The organism is Polaromonas sp. P1_E3 (assembly GCF_056405935.1).
Genome location: NZ_JBFUBD010000038.1, coordinates 1 through 21469, shown reverse-complemented (window position 1 = coordinate 21469; position 21469 = coordinate 1). Strand labels below are relative to the sequence as shown.

18 protein-coding genes are annotated in these 21469 nt (G+C 62.7%); 12 read left to right on the top strand and 6 right to left on the bottom strand.

Features of this window, described 5'->3' with window-relative positions; all coding sequences use genetic code 11:
• The 8 genes from AC1D0Z_RS07915 to AC1D0Z_RS07880 all read left to right on the top strand — a co-directional run.
• Positions 1–3613, top strand: a 3613-nt coding sequence (locus AC1D0Z_RS07915; RefSeq protein ID WP_477657700.1) for a type VI secretion system protein, incomplete at its 5' end; no start/stop codon positions are given.
• An 8-nt stretch (positions 3614–3621) separates the two neighbouring features.
• The gene (gene tssA, locus AC1D0Z_RS07910; protein WP_477657699.1) at positions 3622–4758 is read left to right on the top strand and encodes a type VI secretion system protein TssA; all 1137 of its coding nucleotides are present in this window, start codon (positions 3622–3624) and stop codon (positions 4756–4758) included.
• Positions 4755–6950 (top strand): GNAT family N-acetyltransferase, encoded by a 2196-nt coding sequence (locus tag AC1D0Z_RS07905; protein WP_477657698.1) that lies wholly within the window; start codon positions 4755–4757, stop codon positions 6948–6950. Before tssA ends, AC1D0Z_RS07905 begins: the two co-directional genes overlap by 4 nt.
• 376 nt (positions 6951–7326) lie before the next feature.
• Entirely contained in the window at positions 7327–7836 is a 510-nt protein-coding gene (locus AC1D0Z_RS07900; protein WP_477657697.1) for a hypothetical protein, read from the top strand.
• Positions 7837–7880: 44 nt separating this feature from the next.
• On the top strand, positions 7881–9125 hold the full coding sequence (locus AC1D0Z_RS07895; protein WP_477657696.1) for a hypothetical protein: 1245 nt from the start codon (positions 7881–7883) through the stop codon (positions 9123–9125).
• Positions 9126–9179: 54 nt separating this feature from the next.
• Positions 9180–9551 (top strand): hypothetical protein, encoded by a 372-nt coding sequence (locus AC1D0Z_RS07890; protein ID WP_477657695.1) that lies wholly within the window; start codon positions 9180–9182, stop codon positions 9549–9551.
• Between the two features lie 270 nt (positions 9552–9821).
• Positions 9822–10526 carry a hypothetical protein gene (locus AC1D0Z_RS07885; protein WP_477657694.1) on the top strand — a complete coding sequence of 235 codons (705 nt, stop codon included), beginning with the start codon at positions 9822–9824 and terminating at the stop codon, positions 10524–10526.
• A gap of 60 nt (positions 10527–10586) precedes the next feature.
• On the top strand, positions 10587–10871 hold the full coding sequence (locus AC1D0Z_RS07880) for a 7(1) septoil knot domain-containing protein (RefSeq protein ID WP_477657693.1): 285 nt from the start codon (positions 10587–10589) through the stop codon (positions 10869–10871).
• Positions 10872–10875: 4 nt separating this feature from the next.
• Here the strand turns inward: AC1D0Z_RS07880 and AC1D0Z_RS07875 are convergent, their stop codons facing one another.
• A complete protein-coding gene (locus AC1D0Z_RS07875) occupies positions 10876–11454 on the bottom strand; it encodes an SPOR domain-containing protein (RefSeq protein WP_477657692.1) in 579 nt (192 codons plus the stop codon).
• Positions 11455–11462: 8 nt separating this feature from the next.
• Entirely contained in the window at positions 11463–12464 is a 1002-nt protein-coding gene (locus tag AC1D0Z_RS07870; RefSeq protein ID WP_477657691.1) for a sigma 54-interacting transcriptional regulator, read from the bottom strand.
• Positions 12465–13114: 650 nt separating this feature from the next.
• Here AC1D0Z_RS07870 and AC1D0Z_RS07865 point away from each other — a divergent pair.
• The gene (locus AC1D0Z_RS07865; protein ID WP_477657690.1) at positions 13115–13510 is read left to right on the top strand and encodes a YkvA family protein; all 396 of its coding nucleotides are present in this window, start codon (positions 13115–13117) and stop codon (positions 13508–13510) included.
• A 69-nt stretch (positions 13511–13579) separates the two neighbouring features.
• Here the strand turns inward: AC1D0Z_RS07865 and AC1D0Z_RS07860 are convergent, their stop codons facing one another.
• Together AC1D0Z_RS07860 and AC1D0Z_RS07855 are read right to left on the bottom strand one after the other, a co-directional pair.
• A complete protein-coding gene (locus tag AC1D0Z_RS07860) occupies positions 13580–14026 on the bottom strand; it encodes a type II 3-dehydroquinate dehydratase (RefSeq protein ID WP_477657689.1) in 447 nt (148 codons plus the stop codon).
• Positions 14027–14039: 13 nt separating this feature from the next.
• Positions 14040–15050 carry a TRAP transporter substrate-binding protein gene (locus AC1D0Z_RS07855; RefSeq protein WP_477657688.1) on the bottom strand — a complete coding sequence of 337 codons (1011 nt, stop codon included), beginning with the start codon at positions 15048–15050 and terminating at the stop codon, positions 14040–14042.
• Between the two features lie 220 nt (positions 15051–15270).
• Between AC1D0Z_RS07855 and AC1D0Z_RS07850 the strand changes: the two genes are divergently transcribed.
• The 3 genes from AC1D0Z_RS07850 to AC1D0Z_RS07840 all read left to right on the top strand — a co-directional run bounded on the left by AC1D0Z_RS07850 (position 15271) and on the right by AC1D0Z_RS07840 (position 19665).
• Entirely contained in the window at positions 15271–16050 is a 780-nt protein-coding gene (locus tag AC1D0Z_RS07850; RefSeq protein ID WP_477657687.1) for an IclR family transcriptional regulator, read from the top strand.
• A gap of 378 nt (positions 16051–16428) precedes the next feature.
• Positions 16429–18372, top strand: a complete 1944-nt coding sequence (locus AC1D0Z_RS07845) for a hypothetical protein (RefSeq protein ID WP_477657686.1) — start codon at positions 16429–16431, stop codon at positions 18370–18372.
• Between the two features lie 57 nt (positions 18373–18429).
• Positions 18430–19665 carry an ABC transporter substrate-binding protein gene (locus tag AC1D0Z_RS07840; protein ID WP_477657685.1) on the top strand — a complete coding sequence of 412 codons (1236 nt, stop codon included), beginning with the start codon at positions 18430–18432 and terminating at the stop codon, positions 19663–19665.
• Positions 19666–19931: 266 nt separating this feature from the next.
• On the opposite strand, the gene AC1D0Z_RS07835 is transcribed toward AC1D0Z_RS07840, so the two are convergent.
• Together AC1D0Z_RS07835 and AC1D0Z_RS07830 are read right to left on the bottom strand one after the other, a co-directional pair.
• Positions 19932–20306, bottom strand: a complete 375-nt coding sequence (locus AC1D0Z_RS07835) for a hypothetical protein (protein WP_477657684.1) — start codon at positions 20304–20306, stop codon at positions 19932–19934.
• Positions 20306–21136, bottom strand: a complete 831-nt coding sequence (locus tag AC1D0Z_RS07830) for a hypothetical protein (RefSeq protein WP_477657683.1) — start codon at positions 21134–21136, stop codon at positions 20306–20308. Before AC1D0Z_RS07830 ends, AC1D0Z_RS07835 begins: the two co-directional genes overlap by 1 nt.
• Positions 21137–21469: the final 333 nt, after the last annotated feature.

Genomic DNA, 21469 nt, shown 5'->3' with positions numbered 1-21469 from the left:
GCCCCGCACAGCCTGGCACAGTCTGGCACAGGGTGAACTCATAGACCCGCAAGGCAAGCTCAGCGCTGCTGGTCCAACCGGGCCCGACCCAGATTGGCGTGCCGTGCTGCGCGGGCTGGTCCACCTGCGGCCCGAACGTGCGCTTGACGGGGCACTGCTGGTGATTTCCTCCCGTAACTTGTTGGGAACAGGCCGTGAGAGTGTGCTTCAACTCGCGCTCGATGCCCGGCGGCAGCTCGACGACCTGCGTTCTGCTACCAGCCTGGCCTTGCCGGTCTACGTGATCGTCAGTCAGTGTGACGCGGTCGATGGATTTGCTCCGTACTGGCGTCTGCAGGGGCGTTCGCAGCGGGAAGGGATGTTTGGCTGGTCGGCACGCGACGGCCTGTTGCAGTCTGGCCCGGTCCAATGGATTGATGAGGCATTTGTTGCCATCGGCGAACGACTCAAGGAAATCCAGGTAGAGGCCGCCGCGGCGCAGGAGCAGATTGCCGACGCCGATGAGTTTTTTCTGTTTCCGAGGCATTTCGAGCGCCTGCATGTGCCCTTGCGCGACTACCTCGCCGAGGTCTTTCACGACACGGCGACGACGCAGCCTGCACTGTGCCGGGGTGTCTATTTCACGGGCTGCACCGACGGCACCGGTGCACCGGCGGGCATGCCGCGTGCCGATGTCTCGTTTGCCGAAGACGTCCTGACGCAAAAGGCGCTGGGGGAATGCGGGCTGGCGCGCGCCACGCTGGCCTCATTCTGGTCGCGTGAACCGGGGCTGCTGCGGCTTCAGCAAGGCTGCATCGTGCTGGCTGGGTTGTTACTGTTGGCACTGGTGTTATCGGGCTGGCGGCTGCAGCGCCAGGTTGATGGTCTGAGCCGCAGCATCGCCGCGCTCTACCAGTCGCAGGCGCTGGCAGGTGCACAGGAGAGCTGCGCTGGCCGCGCATTGATTGACGACGCACTGTCGCGGGCCTCGGCCCTCGATACCGACCTGGTGTTGGCGGCGATGCCGCTGTCCTGGGTCGATCGGCGTGCCAGCAACAACGCGGTTCAAGCCATCTCCGGTACCGTGATGGCGCGTACGGTGTTTCCGGCGCTGGCCTGCGGCCTGCAGGCGCGGGTTGCGCGGCTTGATGCTGGCCTGGTCGCGGCGTCAGAGCCGGCGCTTGCCGGTATCACAGTCAACAACTCGGCGTATGCCAAAACCCGCGCCAACCTGAAGGTGCTTGCGCTGGAAGTGAACAACCTGGAAGACAAGCTCCAGCGGTTCGCACGCTTGACTGCGATACCCGCCGAATCCACTGCCCGCAAGCTTGACGACCTCAACCTGGTTTATCTCTACGTCTACGGAGCGGGCTTGCCGCCTGCTGCGGCGCGGCCCGGCGGCGTGGTTGCCGCTTCGCTCGAGCAAGTGCCTTACAGCGGCGTGGTGAATGTGCCCGGGCGTTCGCGTGACAACTGGGCGCGCCAGCTGGCGAGTTCCAGCCGGCAGCTGCATGTTGATTTGCTTGCTGAGGCCTCGATGGGCCCCAGCCTCCTGGCCAAGGTTGATCCGGCAAAAGGGCCACTGGTTGAGAACACCCGGCGGTTCACTTCATGGTTGGTCTGGGTCGCCAAATCATGGGTGCCATCGGACCCGAACAACAATCCCTGCGCCGATGATGCAAAGGAGTTGCGGCAACTGCTGTCCCCGCTCGTGACGCAGTACAGCTATCCGAAAGAACTGTTGGCAGGTGACGGCGGTTTTGATGAAGCAAGGTGCTACAACCCGGCCATGCAGGTGCTGCGCGGCATGCAGCTTTCGCCCTACGGGCCTCTGCTCATCGCGCAAGGCCAGAGTCTGGTCATGAATCCGGCACTGTCGGCAGAGGTACGCGGCCTTGAAAGCCTGCTACAGCAGACTTTCATGCAGGTCCGGAACCCGCAGGCCTTTGCCTGTGTGAGTTCTGCGCCGGGCTGGCGCCTGGCCGACCTCGGCCGGTCCATGAATTACGCCGCTGATTACCAGCGATTCGCAGCAGGCCAGGGACTGCCGCCTCTCGGCGCGCCAGCGACCAGCAAGCCGCTGTTCGACCGGCTCGCAAGGGCGCAGCTTGAGCAGGTCATGAACGACGCGATGCGCTCGGCGCAGTCGGTTGCAAATGAGTCGTTCCTGCTTCAGGGACTTGACGCGGTCTCGGTGGCAGACCAGCAGCTTTTGCAGCAGAGTGGTGATTTTTCGCGTGCGCTGGATCCGCTGATCGGCAACCTGCGGCTCTATACGCAGTTCGGCTTTACAGCGAGCGTGGGACGCGTCTCACAGTGCGCGCGGGATTTTTCGTCAGACGCTCTCGGCCGCGTCTCGGGCCTTGTGAGTGGCAGCCGGCTTTATGACCCCGAGGCCGGTCCGGCCGACGGCCTGCTCGTGAACCTGGGCACTACACCCGTAATACGCGATTACCTCGCGCGACAGGTTGCGCGCGCGCAGGTGCTTACCGGCTACGCCGATCCTTTTGTGAATCTGCTGCGCAACACGGACGGTGTCAACGACGCTCAGCGCGACAACGCGCAAACTTTGCCGTACTGGAGCAACACAATCAACGAAGTCACCAGCTATGTGCAATTCAAGGATCCCGGAAAGCAGGTCGGCGCCCTTGATACGCTTTTCCTCAAGACCATTGCCGATCTTACCTATGCCAACTGCGGCAAGGTGCTTGCGGCCTACCAGCCGGCGGACTATGGCAACGACATGTTCTCGGAGCGGCGGCGCGACCTGATTGCACAACTGAACCTGCGTTGTGTCGACCGTCGTACTGAACAGGCAACCAGCGCCTACGATGCGCTGGCCAAACGCTTCAACAGCCGGCTCAAGGGGCGGTTCCCGTTCGGCGAGACCAGCAGCCCGGATGCCTCACTGGCTGAGGTGCAGGGCTTCTTCAGTGACTACGCGGCACAACGCGACGCCCTGCAACAGTCGCTCGCCAGCCTGGGCACTTCGAGCTGGGCTGTCTCGGCACGCGGATTTCTCAAGGAGCTTGATGCGGCCGACCAGTTTCTCCGGCCAGGTTTGGGCATAGGCGCCGCGCCGCAGCCTCTGAAGCTCGATATCACATTCCGTGCACTGCCCAAAGAGTCTCCTGGCAGTGAGCAGGTCGTCAGCTGGGTTGTGAGCTCAGGTTCCAGGGTGGCGGGATATCCGGGTGCAAACCCGCCAGCCGTGGACTGGAGCTACGGCCAGGTCATCGCGCTTGATCTGAATTGGGCCGAGCTGTCTGTGTGGCGGCCGGCCGCCTACCCGGCGCAAAACGGTTACCGGGCAGAAGGCAGCACGGCCTCGTTTACTGAAAGTGGCAACTGGGCGCTGCTGCGCATGCTGCAACGCCATCAGCCCATGCCGCCGCGGCCGGCCGATCCCCTCAAACCGGGCAAGGCGTTGCTCGAATTCGGTGTGCCGATACAGCGCGTCACCCAAGCTACGCCCACCACAACACCGGCAGTCACGACTGGGCAGGCCACGTTCTACCTCGGCCTGGCCTTGTCGGGCATCGACCCGAAATCCCAGGCAAGCACAGGTCTCGCCTGGCCCGGACCTTTCCCCAAATCTGCGCCGCAGCGGCAAGACATTTCCACGCAAAAGTGAGGAAAACCATGAACACTGAATTGATGACCCGATCACAGCGCTACTTTGGCGAACGGCTTGGGTGCTCGTTGGAGAACCTGCTCGAGCCGATCGACGCTGGCAATCCCGCCGGCTATTCTGTCAAAGGCAATGGGGTCTACAACACCATTCAGAACGCCAGGCGCGAGGATGACGCGAGCTTGCCGTTGGGTCCCTGGGAGCACAAGCTCAAGCGAGCCGACTGGCCGGTGGTAAGCCGCGTCGCAACCGAGGCCCTTTGCCGCAAGACCAAAGACCTGCAAGTTGCCGCCTGGCTGCTTGAAGCGGAGGTGAACCAGCATGGGTTTGCCGCGATCGCCCCAGGCTTGCTGCTGCTCGATGGTTTGCTGCGTGAGTACTGGGACGATCTTTACCCCCAGGACGCCGATTCCGGCGGAGAACACCGGGCCAATATCCTGCGCTCGCTCAACAACCGCTTGCCGTTTGTGCTCAAGCAACTCGCCATGACCTCGACCGGCATGCATCGCAACCATAACCTGGCCGACTGGGAGGTTGCCATGCACCGTGAACGGCTGACGCCGGCCGCTGCGGCCGAAGCGAACCATGCTGACGAAGAAGAGCACGCCGACATCGGGACCATTGTTGCGGCTATGGCTTCAACGCCTCTGGCCTGGTACCAGGCGCTGCACCAGCAGCTGCAGGATGCGATGGTTGCGATGCAGTTTCTGAGGGACGGTATCGACAGTCATTTCGCGGTAGACGGGCCGAGTCTTTCGGCGCTGTCTGGTTTGCTGGAGCAGCTGCATGCATTGGCTGAATCCGAGTTGCAAAGGCGCGGAGTAACACCGGCTGGGGCGGCCTGCGAGCCCTCAACCGAGGTGGAAGCGGACATTGCTGCAGGAACCGATGAGACATTCACTCTTGACGGCCAGAAGTGGGCCGCAGATGACCGGCGCCAGGTCTATGCGAAGCTGGAGCAACTGGTCGAGACGCTTTTGAAGCTGGACCCACACAGTCCGGCGCCCTACCTGATACGCCGTGCAATCGAATGGGGAAAGCTCAACACCGCCGAGCTCTACAAGGAGGTGTTTATCCGCCTGGGGGGCCAACTCAACATCTTTGAACTGGTCGGGCTTGAAACTCCCGCAGCGCGGGAGGAAACATGATCGCGCCAGCTGAACCCCAGAAGCTCTTTCTGCCGGGTTCCTTGCAGAGTGAGCCGTCACCGACGCCGGTGGCGGTAGGGGATACCGCTTCGGACTGGAAAGACCTTTGCGAACTGCCGGCCTTTTTACTCAGGGATTGTTCAACCATTGCTACTGCTCTTTCGGGGCCGCGCCTGGCACGCGCTTGGGCGCGTGCTGTTGTGATGTACTGGAGCCGCCTTGAAAGGCTGGGTGGCCTGGACCTGTCGCAGCCGCTCTATATCCTGAATATGGGGCCGGATGACGGTGCCCTGGCGGCGGCAGTATTGGCCGCTTTGCGCGACGAGATGCATGCATGCGGCATGCTCGGCTGGCCTGTGCGGTATGTGCTTTGCCCAAAGGCCGGCGAAGAGCCGGCACTGGCGCTTCTCAGGCAGCCGGCACTGCAGCCTTTTGTCGCGCGCGGCTGGCTTGACCAAGCTAGCTGGCAGGCCCGGCGCGGCCATCCGCTCTTGCTCGGTGCGAACCGCTTTGCCTTGTTCGGGTCGCGCAATCCGGTGGTTGCGATGACCGCCGGTGGGTTCTCCGCATTGCAGGCCGAGCTGTATGGTGTGCACTATGGCGAACTGCTGCAAGCGCGAATCCAGGCTCAGGCCGTCAGTGACGGCCGTTTTGCGCTGGCTTGCGAATGGCGGGCTTTGGCCGAAGACGAAATCGGTACAGCCATGTCCGCACTGCTGGACCATTACCGCGCCAGCCTGATCAATGCCACGGTGTTACTTTCAAACTCCGCGCTGTCCCTGCTGGACGCGCTGGCCGATTTTTCCRCCGGGCGCTATTTGCTGCTGGCGGCAGACCAGGGAGTCGCCGATGAACGGCAGATCAGGCTTAACTCCATGGCGCTTCCTGAGCAACTTGCTCCTGGCGAACTGTACTTCCCCGTCAATTTTCATGCGCTTGGGATGCACCAGGAAAGCGCCGGTGCACATGTTGCGCATCTGGAGTGGGGCGCATCGGGATGTATTCAGCATATGGCTTGCCGCGACGATGCCATCGGCATGGATGCCGCAAGCTGGAGCAGCCTGGTCGATACGGTAGATGAAGACCACCCGGCGGAGCGCTGGTGGCACGGCGCATCTCACGCCCCCGTGGAAAGCATCGATGAAATCAATTTTCGCCTTCGCTGCTCCGGTCACGACCCATGGGCTCTCCAGTCCATCCTTGACAGCCTTGACCTTCGCCTGCTCGACGCTGCGCACGAGGGTGCACTGCAAACACTACATCGCAGCCTGGCACGCACATGGCAGCAGATGACACAGCGCCAGCGTTGTGATGCGGGGCTCGGCCTTGCCGGTTTGCTGGTGCATGTGGGGCGGTGGGCGCTGGCGCGTGATGTGCTCGCCGAAACTCCCGACAGCGATTCGCCGGCGGTTGCTCGCATCGATCAGCTGCTGCTACGTGCGCGACTGGAGTCGGAAACCGGGCGTAGCGCCACCGCATTGCGCGTGGTACGGGAATGTCTGCGCCTGGATGCCGGTCATCCTGAGGCACAAGGCATGCATGAGCTGCTGGAGCGCCGGCTGGCCCATTGGCAGGCCAACAACTGGTATGAAGCCGATGCGATGCGCGACGATGAGCTCTCGCTCGAGCCGCTTGATGCCCTGCATATCCCGGCATGGCTGCATCAATACCGGGACCCGAACATCGCCGTGGTGGCCGGACTGCCGCCAATTACCTGTGAAGCGGAGGCGCAAACCTATCTTGCCCATGTGGGCAGCCGCGACGGGACCGAATATGCCGTGGTTCACCGGAACTTCGGTTTTGTCGGTGCCATCGGTTTGCGCCGCGAGGGCGATATGGCGCATATCCATTTCTGGATAGGTGTCGAACATCAAGGCACTGGCTTTGGTGCGCGTGCGGTGCGGCTGCTGACGGCAAGCCTCGCCGGCGGACCGGTGAGGCACCTGTTCACCTCGGTTCACGAGGGCAACACGCGCTCGCACCGGCTGCTTGAGAAAGCCGGGTTTGACACGCTTGGGCACGAGTCGCACGGCGACGACGTGGGTTACCAGTTTATGCACTTCGCGCTGCCTGGCGCGCTTGCCTGCACCGATGACGAACTCGAATTGCGCCTGGCGGCGATCTGCGACTGCATCGGAGAGCCGCTGGTGACCGGTCAAATTTTCACAAGGAGAAGCGTTCATGCTGTCTAGATCCAGTTTGCGGTTAGCTCGCGGAGCACCAACTACAGCGAGGCGCGCAGGCGTCACCATCGCAGCGCGTGCGGCGCCGCTTGCTGCAGCGGGTGCGGGAAGAATGGCAGTAACAGCGTCCGGCTTGTCTGTGATGGCGCTCCGCGCCGCGAAGTTGGCGCGCAACGTAATGGCCAGTGCGTCTGGCGGCGGGGGGGGCGCAGCACCGGCTGCGATATCCCGGCGCCAACCCGCCGACCTTGCCGTCCGGAATCAGCTAGGCCCGGTGCCCGGCCGGTTTCCGCCGGTCAAAGGTGTCAAGCAGGTACTCGGAACCCACGCGCAGCAGTCGACTTATAAAAGAACACCGTCTGGCGCATCGGTTGAGGTCGACCATATGACTCCAGATTCACTGCACCAGCCTGTGGGCAGTTCGAGAAAGAGCGGTGGCGGGGCGGCACTCAGCAAGCGGCTGCCTGCAGCGGCGATGAACGAAACCCAGCACCGCCGCAAGCTCACCACCGGCAGTAGCAAAGCTGCCCAGGATTTTCGCGCCTATCTGCTGCAAGCGCACCACGGAATGGTGCCATTCAAGGGCAGGATGCAAACAACGAAGGATCACTACGCGGCAGCGATTGAACTGGAGTTCCGTTCTACGGCGACGGAATCGACGCTATTCGGAAAACCGACACTCCATGATCCGCGGCCGTTCGACAAGCCATCGCAGAAGGGCGTGGTCCCGATACAGGACGCGAAGTGGAGCATGGACAGACAACTCGACATGCTAAAGCGTCTCGGAAGCACCGGCCACATCGATTCGACACATGAGAGCCATCTTGTGGACGTTGTCACTGCGCAGCGCGCAGAACTTGCCGACATGTACAAAAAAAATGGGCACCAAAGTTGAGAGGCATAAAGCATCTCGATGGCGGCACATCGGTCTGAAGCGTCATGAGCCAAAAGAGATCGGCATTTGCGGCTGGCAGTGGGCCCAAGGGAACCGGACCACCGGCCCAGGTGTCTGGCGCAAGTGGCGTGCTATCTGCGCCGTTGCTGGCTCAGCAGGGTGGCTCGGGCGGCGCCGGTGGCTCGGCAGGTCCTGTGTTGTCGCCGATGACGCCGGTTCATGCGAACCCGGGAGGTGGCAGCGGCCTTTCGCCGATGGTCCTTTCGACGGCAACGCCGGTCCAGCCTGCGCAACCTGCCTATTTTTCGTCGATGATTCCGCAGCGCCAGATTCCGATTGGCCAAGGGCAGGCGGTCAACGCCGGCCCGGCCGGAACGTTTTCGTCGCCGGTGGCGGTGGCCAAGCCGCCGACACACAAGCAGAATCAGGCGGGGGCTCACAGCCTTGGTGCCGACGCCGCGAGAGCCTTTTTAGCGATGCCGCCGCAACGCCAGACGAGCGAGTTGCAGCGGCTGGAGACCTTGGCGGAGGCGTCACAGACGCTGGCACAGTCTGCCGGCCATGTTTCCGCCACACACCGAAAGCGCGCGCGGACGTGGACCGGGAACCCCACAGGAGACGGCTTTCGCGCACTTCATCCGGGGCAGGACGAAGCGACCCAGTCACAAACCAGCGCCCATCTTGTGGCGGGCATGCGCAGCGCCTTGGGAGCCAATCCGCCGCCGGCGGCCGAGAATTTTGTCCAGGCCAGCGGCCAGCTCCTCAGCACGTTGCGCATGCCTACCGGTCATGTATCGGCGCCGGTCGGGGTGGCCGGCAAAGTTCGGGGACAACGCCACCCGACCAGCGGCGACATGCCGGCGATCCCCCATGGCGGCAGCGCGCATTCGCATGCCGACCGTGCGCGCTCCAGCAGCCTGGTCAGCGTGGGCAAGGCGGCGCTGGCAAGCGGTGGTCCGGTAGACGCTGTGGTCGGCGGTGCGGCCGCAGCCGCGGCGGTAACACTCAGCAGCATGTCTTTGCCGCACACCGCTTCCAACGTGGCGGGGAGTATCTACAACCCGGCGCAGCAGCGGCAGCAGCTTGCATCGCGCGAAACCTTCAAGGCGCAGACGGGAATGTTGTTGCAGGCGCTCGGGGCGCCACCCGAAACCGCCACCCAATCGGCCAATGCGCCGGTGCTGCCGCTCAACCGGCCGACTTCGCCGCCCCGTGCTGCCATTTCCGCACCGGTTGCCAAACCGGCCGTGGCCAAGCAGGCCGCAAGCAAGCCAGCCACAGGCAAGTAACGTTGTTTGACCTGGCACACCGCACTGAAGCAAACCTTTTTAACAGGAGTTCATATGAGTCAATCACGAAAATTTCCGGAACTGCCCCCGGTGCCACAGAACAAGCATGTTGCGGCCACCGCCACGTGGTTTTTTGGAAAAACCACGGGGGCCTCGCCGGCCGTCAGCGCTTTCTACGCGAGCCATCCAAAATTGCTGGCTAAATCTGCGGGCCCGGTCAACTCGTGGAAGCTCGGCGCAAAAGAGTCGGCCTATGTGAATGCGCATGCTCATCCGGCGAGCACCACGGACCAGATGGCAAAAAGGGTGCCAACGATCGTGCGTGCAGCGAGTGCGTCTGCGGTGGGGACCTTGTTGTCAACTGCGCATCGGCAGTTGCAGGAGGCGCATCCCGATTCTGATCCGACGGCGTTCGGCGGCAGCTAATGAGGGCCGCGTACCTGGCCACATCCGGCCGTTCGGCCCCCGCAGGCTGGTGATGACGCACGCCCCGATACCGCGCGCACAGTGCTGAGTGGGCCGGGGGGTCGGTCGCGAGCATCCCCATCGAGACAGTCTTTAAAGGAGTAAACAATGGCATCCAAACGACAAACGCCAGCGTTGTCCAAGCCAGTCACTGCACAATCAGGTCCGAAGACGACGCGTACAGCGCCGCTTTCCACCGCTGCTCCGCCGCGAGATCTCGTACATGCGACGATGACAGTCACCGCGCCCGGCGGAGGGCGCCTGACCGGCGACGATGCTTCGCTTTCTGTGACTGGAAAAAACACCGCCTGGGCCAAAACACCGGTCCCGGCCGGCGGCGCCGGCGTGCCGAAATACCAGGCCCGCGTGGCCTATATGAAGGCCAACCACGCGAACCATCCGCTTGCACAAAACCTCATGGACCGGCATGTCCAGCAGACTCCGGCTGAGGACAAACGCGGGCTTTCCTGCGCCGAGGGGCACAGCCTCATCGCCGCACACCAGGAACTGAACCAGCGCGGCAACACCCATGCGGCGGCACACCTCGACGCGTTCACGGCCGGGCTGGTGCCAGCCGTACCGGCTTATGTGCCGGCAGCTGCACCGACCTTCGGCGCCAACGCCAAAAATGCGCGCAAGAACCTGCTCATGAGCAAGTACCAGGCGGCCGAGGCAACCCGCATTGCGGATCATGGCACGCTCGTACAGCAGCGCCAGGCTACGCTCGACGGCCTGGCGAAAAGCATGACCGGCATGGACAGCTGGCACGAGTACGCAGCGAAGGAGTCGTCGTTCCTGGCCTGGAACGACATCCAGCAGCACGGCGCGCTGACCAATGTGCACCACCACGCCAGCAGCGAGGTCAGTGCGGGTCACCCGATGGAGTATTGTGTGAAGTGCCGTGCCGAAGTCACCGGCGGTCTGAAACACAAATGACCCCGATCCGGCAGGCCGCTCGCCGGCGGCAGCAGGAAAATCCCGACCACAAAGAAATACATGCCGCRCATCTATGAATCCCCTACGATGGGTGACGCCGACATCCGTGTCGCGCTCGTCAGTGACCTCGGCCAGGCCGATCTGCTCGTACACCGGGTCAGCAGTTGGGGCCTGGCCACCCGTCCCTGGCTTTGGTATATGGCCCCGAAGCAGGATGCGAACCTGTACGTCTACTTTTGCTCGCTTGRCATGGCGCAGCTCAGGGTCTGCTATGTCGACACCTACGGCCAGGCTGGTTGGGTCAACATACAGCAGCGGCATCCGGTAGCGCACTTGCTGCGCTGAGTTGTTATTTGGGTGGAGGCGGCAGTGAGATGGTGCCCATATTGGGTGGCAGCCCGAGCTTGAGCGAGAGGTAGTGGCGTTGCGACAGTGCCTCGTCTGCGCTGCCAAAACGCCCGACGGTGACTACAGACCACGAATTGCCTGCAGGCTCGCCCATCAGCACGACCGTGCTGGTGACGCCTTGTGCCTGTATTGACGAGGCCAGCTGGCTGGCGGGCTGCGCCGTCGAAAACTGTGCCGCCTGCAGCGCGAAGCTTGGAGAAGCCGTGGCCACTGTCGGCAATATCAGGCTGGCCGCAGGCAGGGGTGACGAGGCCGCGGCGGCCGGCGCGCTTGCCGGGGCCGCAGCGGCTGTAGAAGCGGCCGCAGAAGCGGTAGTGGAGGCTGGTGTGCTGCCAGATGTTGCAGTTGGTGTGGAAGCCGCCGCAGTGCCTGAGGCGGCCCGGCCCGGGATTTTCGCGCTGATCTGTTGTGCTGCTTTGGTCAGATCCTCTTTGAACGAGGAGGGCGCAAGCAGCCCGGCGGAAAACGCCGCGACGCCGAATACCAGGGTCAGCAGGACAAGACCGAACTTCGCCAACACGGCTGGACTCAGGGCTCACCGCTGCCGGCGGTGGCGATGGTCGCGTGCGTCCGGCTGGGACTCAGGCTGTGTTTGCGCACCAGTCGTCCGAAAGCGCTGCGATCCTGTCCCGCGATGAGTGCCGCCTGAGTCAGGTTGCCGTTGGTTTGCATCAGCAAGCGGCTTACATACAGCCGCTCGAATTCCTTGACGGCCTGTTGCTTGGCTGTGCGAAAGAGCGTCGGGTCGACGGCAGGCTGCACACCGCGCGGCCGGGAAACCGCCTGGCTTATATCTATCTCGTTGCCATCGCTGAGCAGGAAGGCCCGTTGGACCACATTCTCCAGCTCACGCACATTACCCGGCCACGTGTAGCTCTGGATGAAAGCGATCGATGCAGGTGTCAGGCGAGCCTGTGGCCTTCCGTGGTGATGGCCGAGCCGCGTCAGGAAAATCCTGGCAAGTTCGACGCCGTCATCGTCGCGCTCGCGCAGCGCAGGCAGATAGACCGACAGCACGTTGATGYGATACAGCAAGTCCTTGCGAAAACGGCGTGCTTCGGCAAGCTCGTTGAGGTTTGCGTTGCTGGCCACGACGATACGAACGTCGGATTGTTTGGTCGAACTCCCGCCGACGCGGCGGTAACTGCCGTCTTGCAGAAAGCGCAGCAGTGCGGCTTGGGCCTTGAGGCTGAGCGCGTCAACCTCGTCGAGGAAAAGTGTGCCGCCGCCGGCTTCGCTGACAAGCCCGAGCGAGGCAACTTTTGCGTCTGTGAAAGCGCCTCGCTCGTGGCCGAAAAGTTCACTTTCCACCAGCGTCTCCGCGAGTGCCCCGCAATTGACCGGGACAAAAGCGCGGTCTGCCCTCTTGCTGCCGTAGTGAATGGCCCGCGCCGCCATTTCCTTTCCGGTTCCTGTTTCACCCTCGACGAGAACCGCCGCATCAACTCTGGCGACACGCTCGATCTGCGTACGTACTTTCGCCAGGGACTCAGAAGACCCCAGCAACTGGAAGCCGAACCTTGCACTCATCAACATCCCCCGTTTTATTGCGGCTACTTCAGGGGCTTCTGCCTGCTTTCGCGTGGAAGCAAGAAGAAACCGAGTGCCTGGAAGCGCAAACATAAGAGAATTGCCAACCCCTCACATCCTCCAATTGCAGGAGCAATTAGTACCGAAAATTCGTGATTGATCTGGCTGCTGAACTGCACTGAAGGCTGACCCAATTTTTCACTGAATTCCAGCTTCAAACTCCTGTAAGCAGAATGTGTGAGTTGCAGTCGGGGGGCGGTGATGTCCTCAGGAATTTTTACCTCTTTTCAAAGGCCAGCCGGACAGCCTTTCGCCAATAATGCCGGCGCTTGCCAGTGCTGACAAACCTTGCGTGGCGATGGCTGCTCTTGTCTGATCGTCGATACCTGGTCGATACCTATTACGTCTTACAAACCCGCGAATGAGCATCGGGTTCTGGAAAATAACCAGGGTCTCTGATGACTTTCAAAATCGTGACCTCACAATCCTCATCCCCTGTCAGAACTGACAGGTAGGGCATACACGGACCGGCTCCGCAAAACTCGACATTTCCCGCATCCTCGACGGGCCTTGGTAAACCGCAGTCTGCAAACCGGCGGAATCGTTGCAATCCATGGGGTCACTTCAACCGCTATGGCATGCTTGCGAGCATGACAATGCGCGGCAAACTCGACAATTGGGCCAGGCGGATCAAGCRAGACGGACTGACGCTCTGGTTTGCCGGCAAACACCCGGCAACGCCCTGGTATGCGAAGGCGCTAGGGCTCTTCGTCGTGGCCTATGCGCTCAGTCCCATCGACCTCATTCCGGACTTCATCCCGGTGCTCGGGTATCTGGACGATGCCTTGCTGCTCCCGGGGTTGATTTGGTTGACCATCAGGCTCTTGCCCCCAGAGGTGCTCGCCGATTGCCGCGACCGGGCCGATGAGTGGGTGCGGGCGCAGGGCTCAAAGCCGCGTAGCCGGGTTGCTGCGTTCGTGATCGTACTGGTCTGGATCGGATTCGCCGCAGCCTTGTGGATCTGGCTTGTCCAGCCGCGGTTATAGCCTCCGCGCAATCACCGCAGGCCTTGATTCAGCGCCGCTGCTGGGATCGGTAACCATCCTGCTTGCCGATCAGCCCGCCTTCGCATCCTTCAGCGTTTCAACCAGTGCCCGCAAGCCGGCGGTATAGGACCGCCAGCCGAGGCCCTGGATGGTCGCTTTTACCGCGGGCGAAATGATGGAGTGGCTGCGCCACGCTTCGCGCGCGGCGATGTTGCTCATATGAATCTCCAGTACCGGAAATGGCATGGCCTTGATGGCGTCGTGCAGCGGCACGCCGTGCTGGGTCAGGCCTGCAGGGTTCAGCAGGGCGCCCTGCGCGGTGTCGATGTTTTCGTGGAATTTGTCAATCAGTGCGCCTTCGTGGTTGGACTGGAATATCTCCAGTTCAACTTCAAGCTCACCGGCCAGCGATTGCAGGCTGGCGTTGATTTCGGCCAGTGTGGTCGTGCCGTAAATATGCGGTTCACGACGGCCGAAAAGGTTGAGGTTGGGACCGTGCAGTACAAGAATTTTCATGATGGCTGCGGGCTTACTTGCGGATGCGTGCAAGTTCGGAGGTGTACAGCTTCACGATCGTGGGATCGTAAGCGCTCATGAACCGTTCGACGACTGGTTTGGCCACTTGCCGCATGCGGCCCTGCTCGGCCGGGCTCAGCTCGTTGTATTGCATGCCCTTGGCCTGCAGCTCGCCCACGGCTTTTTGCGCCGCGGCGCGGCTGACCTGGCGCTGGTAATCACGCGTTTCGGCGGCCGCGTCGTTCATGATCTTTTTCTCGGCCGGTGAGAGCTTGTCCCAAAAGCGTTTGCTCACCAGCACGATGTTGGCTGCATACACGTGGTTGGTGGCGCTGACGTACTTCTGGATCTCGTAGAACTTGTTGGACTGGATCACGGCGAAAGGATTTTCCTGGCCGTCGACGGCTTTGGATTCCAGGGCGCCGTAGAGCTCGGCGAACGGCATGGGCACTGGGTTGGCCTTGAAGGCCTTGAAGGTCTCCAGGAACACCGGGTTGGGAATCACACGGATCTTCAGGCCGTCCAGGTCTTCCGGCCTGGTGATGGGGCGCTTGCTGTTGGTGACATTGCGAAAGCCCAGGTCCCAGTAGCCCAGCGCGACAAGGCCTTTCTCCGGCAGCTTTGCGATGAGCGCCTGGCCCAGCGGGCCGTCCAGAAGCGCGTCAGCCTGGGCAAAGTTTGCGACCGAAAAAGGAAAATCGACCAGCCCGAATTCCTTGACGATGCCCGCCAGAGAGGTGGTGGCCGGCGCCGACATTTCCTGCACGCCGCCTTGCAGGGCTGACTGCTGCTGCAGCTCGTTGCCCAGCGTCGAAGCCGGGAATTCCTGCACCTTCATCTTGCCGCCGCTCTTGGCTGCCAGCAGTTCACTGAAACGCTTGACGCCAAAGCTCACCGGGTGGTCGGCATTGTTGAGGTGGCCAAACTTGATGGTGCGGTCCTGGATGTCCTGGGCCAACGCCGGGGCGGATGAAAGCGCCAGCAGCGCGGCTGCCAGGGTGAGTGACCTGCGATTGAACTGCATCTGGATTCCTTTTATTGCGGAGAAAGAGGAAAGGGCAAAGGGGCGCGGGGCAGGGCTGATTGGCCAGATCGCCCTGGACCGGCGAATCATCCAACAAAGTGGAAAGTCTTTCCATAATGGAAAACCATTATCATTTGAAGTGCAAGACGCTTTCAAAAGCCGTGGCCAAATGTCGGCAGATTGGCAAACAGCTAACCGGCAAAACCAGAGAATCAACCGCATGAGCACCCTTCTCGAAAGAAGCTTCAACACCCTGGAGCAACTGGCCGCGCACCCCGAAGGCCAAACCGTCTCCATGATTGCGGCCAGCCTGGACATGCCGCTCAGCGCCACCCACCGCCTGCTCGCAGAGCTGTGCCGCTGCGGTTATGTGCGCCAGGTGCGCGAGCAGGGTGAATACGTGCTCACCATCAAACTGGTCTCGCTGGGCCTGGGTTTYTTGAGCGCCTCAGGCATCGTCGATGTCGCGCAGCCCCTGCTCGACCATCTGGCCGAAGAGTCCGGCGAACTGGTGCGCCTGGCGGTCGTCGACGGTGATGACCTGACCTTCGTCGCCAAAGCGCAGGGTGCGCGCCGCGGCCTGCGCTACGACCCCGACATGGGGCTGTCGGTGCGCCTGTCTTGCAGCGCCGCGGGGCATGCCTGGCTTTCCACCATGAGTGATGAAGAGGCCCTGCGCCTGGTGGCCCAACAAGGTTTCGGCCCACCCAAAGACTTCGGCCCCAAGGCCCCCACGACCGTGAAGGCGCTGCTCGGCTTTGTGCACGCGGCACGCAAGCGCGGCTTCAGCACCATCAGCGAAGTGTTCGCACCTTCCATGTCCGCCATGGCAGCGCCCGTGCTGTCGCCCTCGGGCGCGATCGGTGTGGTCACGATCGCGGGGCCACTGGTGCGGCTGACGGAAAGCCGGATGGAGGAGCTGTCCGAAGCGCTGCGGGCAACGGCCGATGAGATCCGGGCAGCCAGCGGGGCTTCGGCCCTGTTCAAGAAGCGGGCGTAGGCTTTCCGCGCTCCCGCTGAAGGGAAGCTGGGCGCAACGGGACCTTGTCGATGCAGTGCACACAGCCGCGCGGCAATCGGCAAATCGGCAAGGCCGCCCGCCCGCATGTAGCGCTTCTGTTCTAGCCCTGGGGTGTGTACTCCCGCAGTACATGCCGCAAACATGCGATGCCGATGTCACCATCTGTATCCATACCGGCGCCCAGCAATTCTGGTTTCTTCGGGTGCTCCCTCTGTACGCCACCCCACTGAGATTTTCTGACAAACGTCACAAAGTGTGGGAGGCGAAAAGGTAGCTTACAGGGCAGTAGCAACCGCCTTGTCAAAGGTATTACTGCAGCGTATCTTGCGATCAAACAAGCACAGCAGGGGGATACGCTTGAAACGGTTGAAGTCGCTGACTTTTCACGCCAGGTCGATTCGCTCCCACCTGTTCTGGACCTACGCCGCGCTGGGTACCGTGCTCGTGGTGGCGCTGATGGTGCTGGCCGAGCTGGCGGCAAGCCGCATCGTGCTGGACGCCGCGCAACGCGAGCTCGAGCAACTGGGCCGCCGCACGCAGGAGCAGCTGCTGCGCTTTCAGGAACCGGCCCGCGCCTGGCTGGAAGCCACCACCAATGACCCGCACGCCGGTCTCGAAGGCGAGAACGATATTTCCGTGCTGCGCATGCAGATGTCGATGCAAAACCGCTATCCCCAGATTGCCTCGCTGGTATTCGGTTATCCGGACGGCAGTTACCTGCAAAGCATGGTGCTGCGCACCGAACGCGACCGGACCTGGGCCAAATCGCTGCCGGAAGCCCGCTATGCGGAGCAGATCATCCGGGTCGACGAACATGAAAAGCGCGTGGAGGAGTGGGTCTTTTACGACCAGCAGATGACCGCCATCGCCAGCGAGCGGCGCCCCTGGGGCAACCGCTATGACCCGCGCACGAGGCCCTGGTACGAGGGGGCGAGCGAGTTGAATCTGGGCACCTTCCAGGCAAGTGACCCTTTTGTGCTGCAGCTTCCGGCGGAGTTCGGCATGGCGCTGTCGCGGYCGCTCAGCGGCCCGAAAGGCGGCGTTGCGGCAGTGACGTTCACGGTCGCGGGCCTCTCGGATTTTCTGCGCGCACGCAGCCAGGAAAGCCATGCCGAGCTGATCCTCTTTGATGAGCAGGGCCGCGTCTGGGGCTGGTCGGATGCAGACCGCCTGCGCCGTCTGCTGTCGTCCGGCCGGCCCGTGAGCCTCGCTGCGTTGAATGACCCCTTGTATGCCGCGTTGCCGCCGCTGATGACGCAGGCCTCGCTGAAAGATACGCCGATTCATTCGATCGAAGGCGCCGACGGCCAGCGGTTTGCCACGGTGGTGGTGCCGATGGAAGGCGTGTTCAGCCGCAAGGCCTATGTGGCCCTCGTGTCCGACCAGACCTTGCTGCTGGCGCAGGTGCGGCGCATGCGATGGATGCTGCTGGCGGTAGGCGTGGCGGGGCTGGTGTTGCTGATGCCCATGCTGTTCTGGATGGCCAACCGGTTGGCAAGGCCCTTGAAGAACCTGGTGCGCTCGGCCAGGCACATCCGGCAATTCGAATTTGACAGCGACATTCCCCAGGACAGCGACATCGCCGAGGTGCGCCGGCTGCAGGAATCGCTGGCGCTGGCACGCATCGCGCTGCAGGGCTTTTCGCGCTACGTGCCGCGGCCGCTGGTGCAGCACTTCATCGCCAACCGGCTGACGCCGCAAGCCGGCGTCGAGCAGCGCGAGCTGGCCGTGCTGTGCGCCGCGCTGGACGACGAGCACGCCACGGCCATGACCTGGTCGCCACATGCCGACCACTACCTGCAGATCCTGGCGGTAGAGGTGGCGCAGGGCAAGGGCATGATGGACCGCTACGAAAGCTGCACCGCCGTCGCGCTGTGGAATACACCGCTCAATGTGTCCAACCCGGCCGGTTACGCCTGCGAGGCGGCCCTGCGCGCGGTGGACTCCATGAAGACGCTGGCCGAAGGCCTTGACATGCCGGTGAAGCCGCCACGCTTCGGCCTGGATTTCGGCAACGCCACGGTCGGAAACTTCGGCACCTGGGACCACCTGACTTTCACCGCGGTGGGCGCACCGCTGGACCGGGCCCGCGCGCTGGCGCGGCAGGCCAATGCGCTGGGCGTGAACATTGCGGCCAGCCGCGCGGTGGCGCTTGCGGCGGCCAGGCATTTCCGTTTCAGGCTGGCGGCTACCGTGCTGATGGGCCCCAAGGGTGAGCCGTGCGAGGTGTATGAGCTCCTGGAAAGAATAGACCACGAACACCATGCGAAACACGAGGGCGTTAGCCTGCCGGCTGTGTGAGCTGCAGGTTTCACCTTCGGGTCCGCGGAGTTGTTCTTTGTGTGAAAGGGTGCCTCTATGGCCGGCAGATCAATATTGACGCGCAGGCACTGGCTGCGCCAGGGCGCGGGCCTGGCCGGCGCAGCGGCGGTGGGGCTGGCGCACCTTGCCCGCGCGCAGGGCGGAAAACCGGTCACCATGTCTTACGGCTGGGTTCCGTGGGCGGCGGGCAATTCGCCCGTCACGCAGTACATGGCCAGCAAAAAGCTGATCGAAAAACACGCTGCGGAATTCGGCTACGACCTCACCATGGATTACCGCGCCTACCCCGCGGCCGCGCCCCAGGTCGAAGCCCTGGCTGCCGGCCAGCTCGACATGGCCATGTGGGGCAACACGCCGACGCTGCGCGCCATCGTGGCCAGGCTTCCGTTCAGCCTGGTGTCGGTGGCAGAGGGGCGGCTGCGCTTTTTGCTGTGCACCCGCAAGGACTCGTCCATCCGCAATGTGCAAGACCTCAAGGGCAAGACGGTCGGCACGCTGGTGGGCGCAGACCCGTACAACGCGTTCACGCAAATCCTGCGCTACGAGCTGGGCAACCCCGACCCGGCCGCCCACGGTATCCGCATGGTGCACCTGCCCACCCTGCCTGAAGCGGCGCAGGTGCCCAGCGGCGTGGATGCCACGCTGGCCGTCTACCCGGCCTTCCTGAAGGCGCAGGCCACGGGCACGGTGGCCGTCATGAACTCCTACGGCTATACCGAAGCCCAGTACGACGGCCCCGCCGGCAAGGGGGCCGGCATTTTGCTGCCCTCGGTGAAGAACTCGCCCTTTTACCCCGACGGCTATTACCTGCACCGGTCCTTTCGCATCGTGCACAACGACCTCGTTGAAAAACATCCCAACCTGGTGCTGGCCTTTTTGCTGGCGCAGCAGGAGGCCGTGCATGCGCTCAGCGAAGCCGACCCGGAAGCGGTCTCGCAACTGGTCAAGTCCTACTGGGGCCTGTCGCCGGCCGACGGCGCCAAGGTGGTTCGCGACGAAGTGGTCTTCCGGCGCGGCTGGGCCTGGTCCACCGAGGGTGACGCGCTGGCCTTGCTCGCCACCTCCAAAATGATTGCCGGCGCCAAAATCATTCCGCAGCCGCTGAGCTGGGCGCAGGTGAAAAGCGTGTTTGTGCAAACCGCGCCGCTGGCCAGGCAGGCCTACGACCGGCTAGGCGCCAAACCCGCCCTCACGGAATTCCAGAGTGCAAAGGTCGGTGACCTGCGCGGCCTTCCGTCGTGGGAAATGCAGCGCTGGAAGGACCGGGTCTAGCGGCGGCCACCGCCGCGGGCGCTATGAAAACAATAGCTGCTTGCGCCCGTCCGTATTGGGCTGAGGCCACTTTTTGTGCCTGAAAAGAGCTTTTTCAAGGCATTGTGAGCTTGCAGAAGGCCCCAGCAAGCCTCGCGAAGACCCTCAATCCCGTTTTACAGGCATAAAAAGGCCCGTGAGCCAATCAGGACAAGCGCAAGCAGCTATTAAATTAATAGCATATCGGTCTGAGCGTATTCGCGGAAATACCGCCGTCAATCCTTGCGTTATTCCTGCGCCAGGTAGGCCGGGCGAATCCGCATCTTTTTCACAATGCCGGCTGGCGTGAACAGGATCACCAGCTCCGGGTTGGCCACCGTGGGTAGCGGCGCCTTCTTCCGGTAGACCCACACCTCCCACCCGCTGTCGAACTTCACCACGGTCGCGTTGCCCAGCGCGGCGGCCACGTCGGCCTTGGTCGACTGCCCGGCCACAATGGCGCCCTGCGCGCTTTCCATCGTCATGGCCGGGTCGCGAAAAGGCGGCGCTGCCTCCTGTGCGCCAAACAATCCCCCCGGCCCCGCGCAGCCGGCCAGCCACAGGCAGGCTGCCAGCGCCACAGCGGCACGCGTACAGGTTTGGGTAAGGTTCAGCGTTTTCATCACGGCTCGTCCATGTACTCAAACTCCACCAGCGTGTCGTCGGGCCAGCTGCGGTCACCCAGCGGCAAGACGTAGGTGCGGTCTACCAGCACCTCGCAGTCGCAGTACGGCAGGTCGCTGTTCAGGTTGGGGTCGTCGCTGGCGGCGGCGTACAGCTTGTCGATGGAAAGAATTTCCCGCCGCGGGCCATGGACCATCGCCACGCTGAACAAGGGCCGGTCCGCAAAGAAAAGATAAAGCGGCGCCTTCCTGTCGCAATAGGCCGGCGTATCCAGAATTACCCGCGCCAGCCGGCCGATCACGTTGGTGGTGTTCGACACCAGGCCCGCCTCCATGCCCACCTGGCACTCCAGCCGCAAGTCCCCCAGCCGCCGCGTGTTGGGCGGCAGGCCCGGCGTGCGAATCTCGGTGCGCCACGTCATGGTCTGCGCCTTCCGGTTCGGAATCACCTGCGCGTTCTCGTCAAAAGCTTTCTGGTTTCGCTCCAGCGTGAAGGTATGGTCCGGCGCCACCGCCACGCCAAACGCCTCGGTGGTCCCAATGACTTCCATCTCGATGCGGTTCATCTCCGTCTCGCGCTTGCGCGGCAACAGCTTGAAGCGCAGCGACGCGTTGGGCGCCATGGCGGCGCGCTGTTTTTCGAAAAGGTCCATGCCGCGGATCATCTTGCGGTAGGACTTTTCGACGGGGTCGCGGTTGGCCTTGGCGGCGATGGTGACTGAAGGCAGCGTGGGTGCGGCTTTGTCCTGCGCGGCGGTTCCCAGGCACGCGGTGGCCAGAGCTGACGCGAGGATGAGGTTTACGGCGAAGCGGGGCTGATGGATGTGCATGACGCCGACAATGTGGTTTCAGCGAACAAGCAAATCGTAGGGCGCAAGAAGTGTTTGTGTTGTAGGACTATTCCAGCACGTTGGGGTATTGCTGGATGAAAGGAGGCGGCTGCGCAGACGACTGCTGCAACCCTGTTTGAGGTATGCCCGGTAATCCTGAATTTTTAATACTGAACTTTTTTCCCCGGACGTCCTCAGACAGCCTTTCAACGGAGGGAACCCATGGCTTTTGCCCAAAACGACCAACTGACTTCACGCGCCTTGTCGGTGCTTCGCATTGTTTCTGCTTATTTGCTTATTCAGCATGGCACGGCCAAGCTGCTGGGCTTTCCC

Bases quoted from the DNA above. Each gene is read 5' to 3' on its own strand.
- AC1D0Z_RS07855 (WP_477657688.1), bottom strand. From the start codon at position 15,050: ATGCAGTTCAATCGCAGGTCACTCACCCTGGCAGCCGCGCTGCTGGCG.
- AC1D0Z_RS07830 (WP_477657683.1), bottom strand. From the start codon at position 21,136: ATGCACATCCATCAGCCCCGCTTCGCCGTAAACCTCATCCTCGCGTCA.
- AC1D0Z_RS07900 (WP_477657697.1), top strand. From the start codon at position 7,327: ATGACTCCAGATTCACTGCACCAGCCTGTGGGCAGTTCGAGAAAGAGC.
- AC1D0Z_RS07885 (WP_477657694.1), top strand. From the start codon at position 9,822: ATGACAGTCACCGCGCCCGGCGGAGGGCGCCTGACCGGCGACGATGCT.
- tssA (WP_477657699.1), top strand. From the start codon at position 3,622: ATGAACACTGAATTGATGACCCGATCACAGCGCTACTTTGGCGAACGG.
- AC1D0Z_RS07890 (WP_477657695.1), top strand. From the start codon at position 9,180: ATGAGTCAATCACGAAAATTTCCGGAACTGCCCCCGGTGCCACAGAAC.
- AC1D0Z_RS07895 (WP_477657696.1), top strand. From the start codon at position 7,881: ATGAGCCAAAAGAGATCGGCATTTGCGGCTGGCAGTGGGCCCAAGGGA.
- AC1D0Z_RS07840 (WP_477657685.1), top strand. From the start codon at position 18,430: ATGGCCGGCAGATCAATATTGACGCGCAGGCACTGGCTGCGCCAGGGC.
- AC1D0Z_RS07835 (WP_477657684.1), bottom strand. From the start codon at position 20,306: ATGAAAACGCTGAACCTTACCCAAACCTGTACGCGTGCCGCTGTGGCG.
- AC1D0Z_RS07860 (WP_477657689.1), bottom strand. From the start codon at position 14,026: ATGAAAATTCTTGTACTGCACGGTCCCAACCTCAACCTTTTCGGCCGT.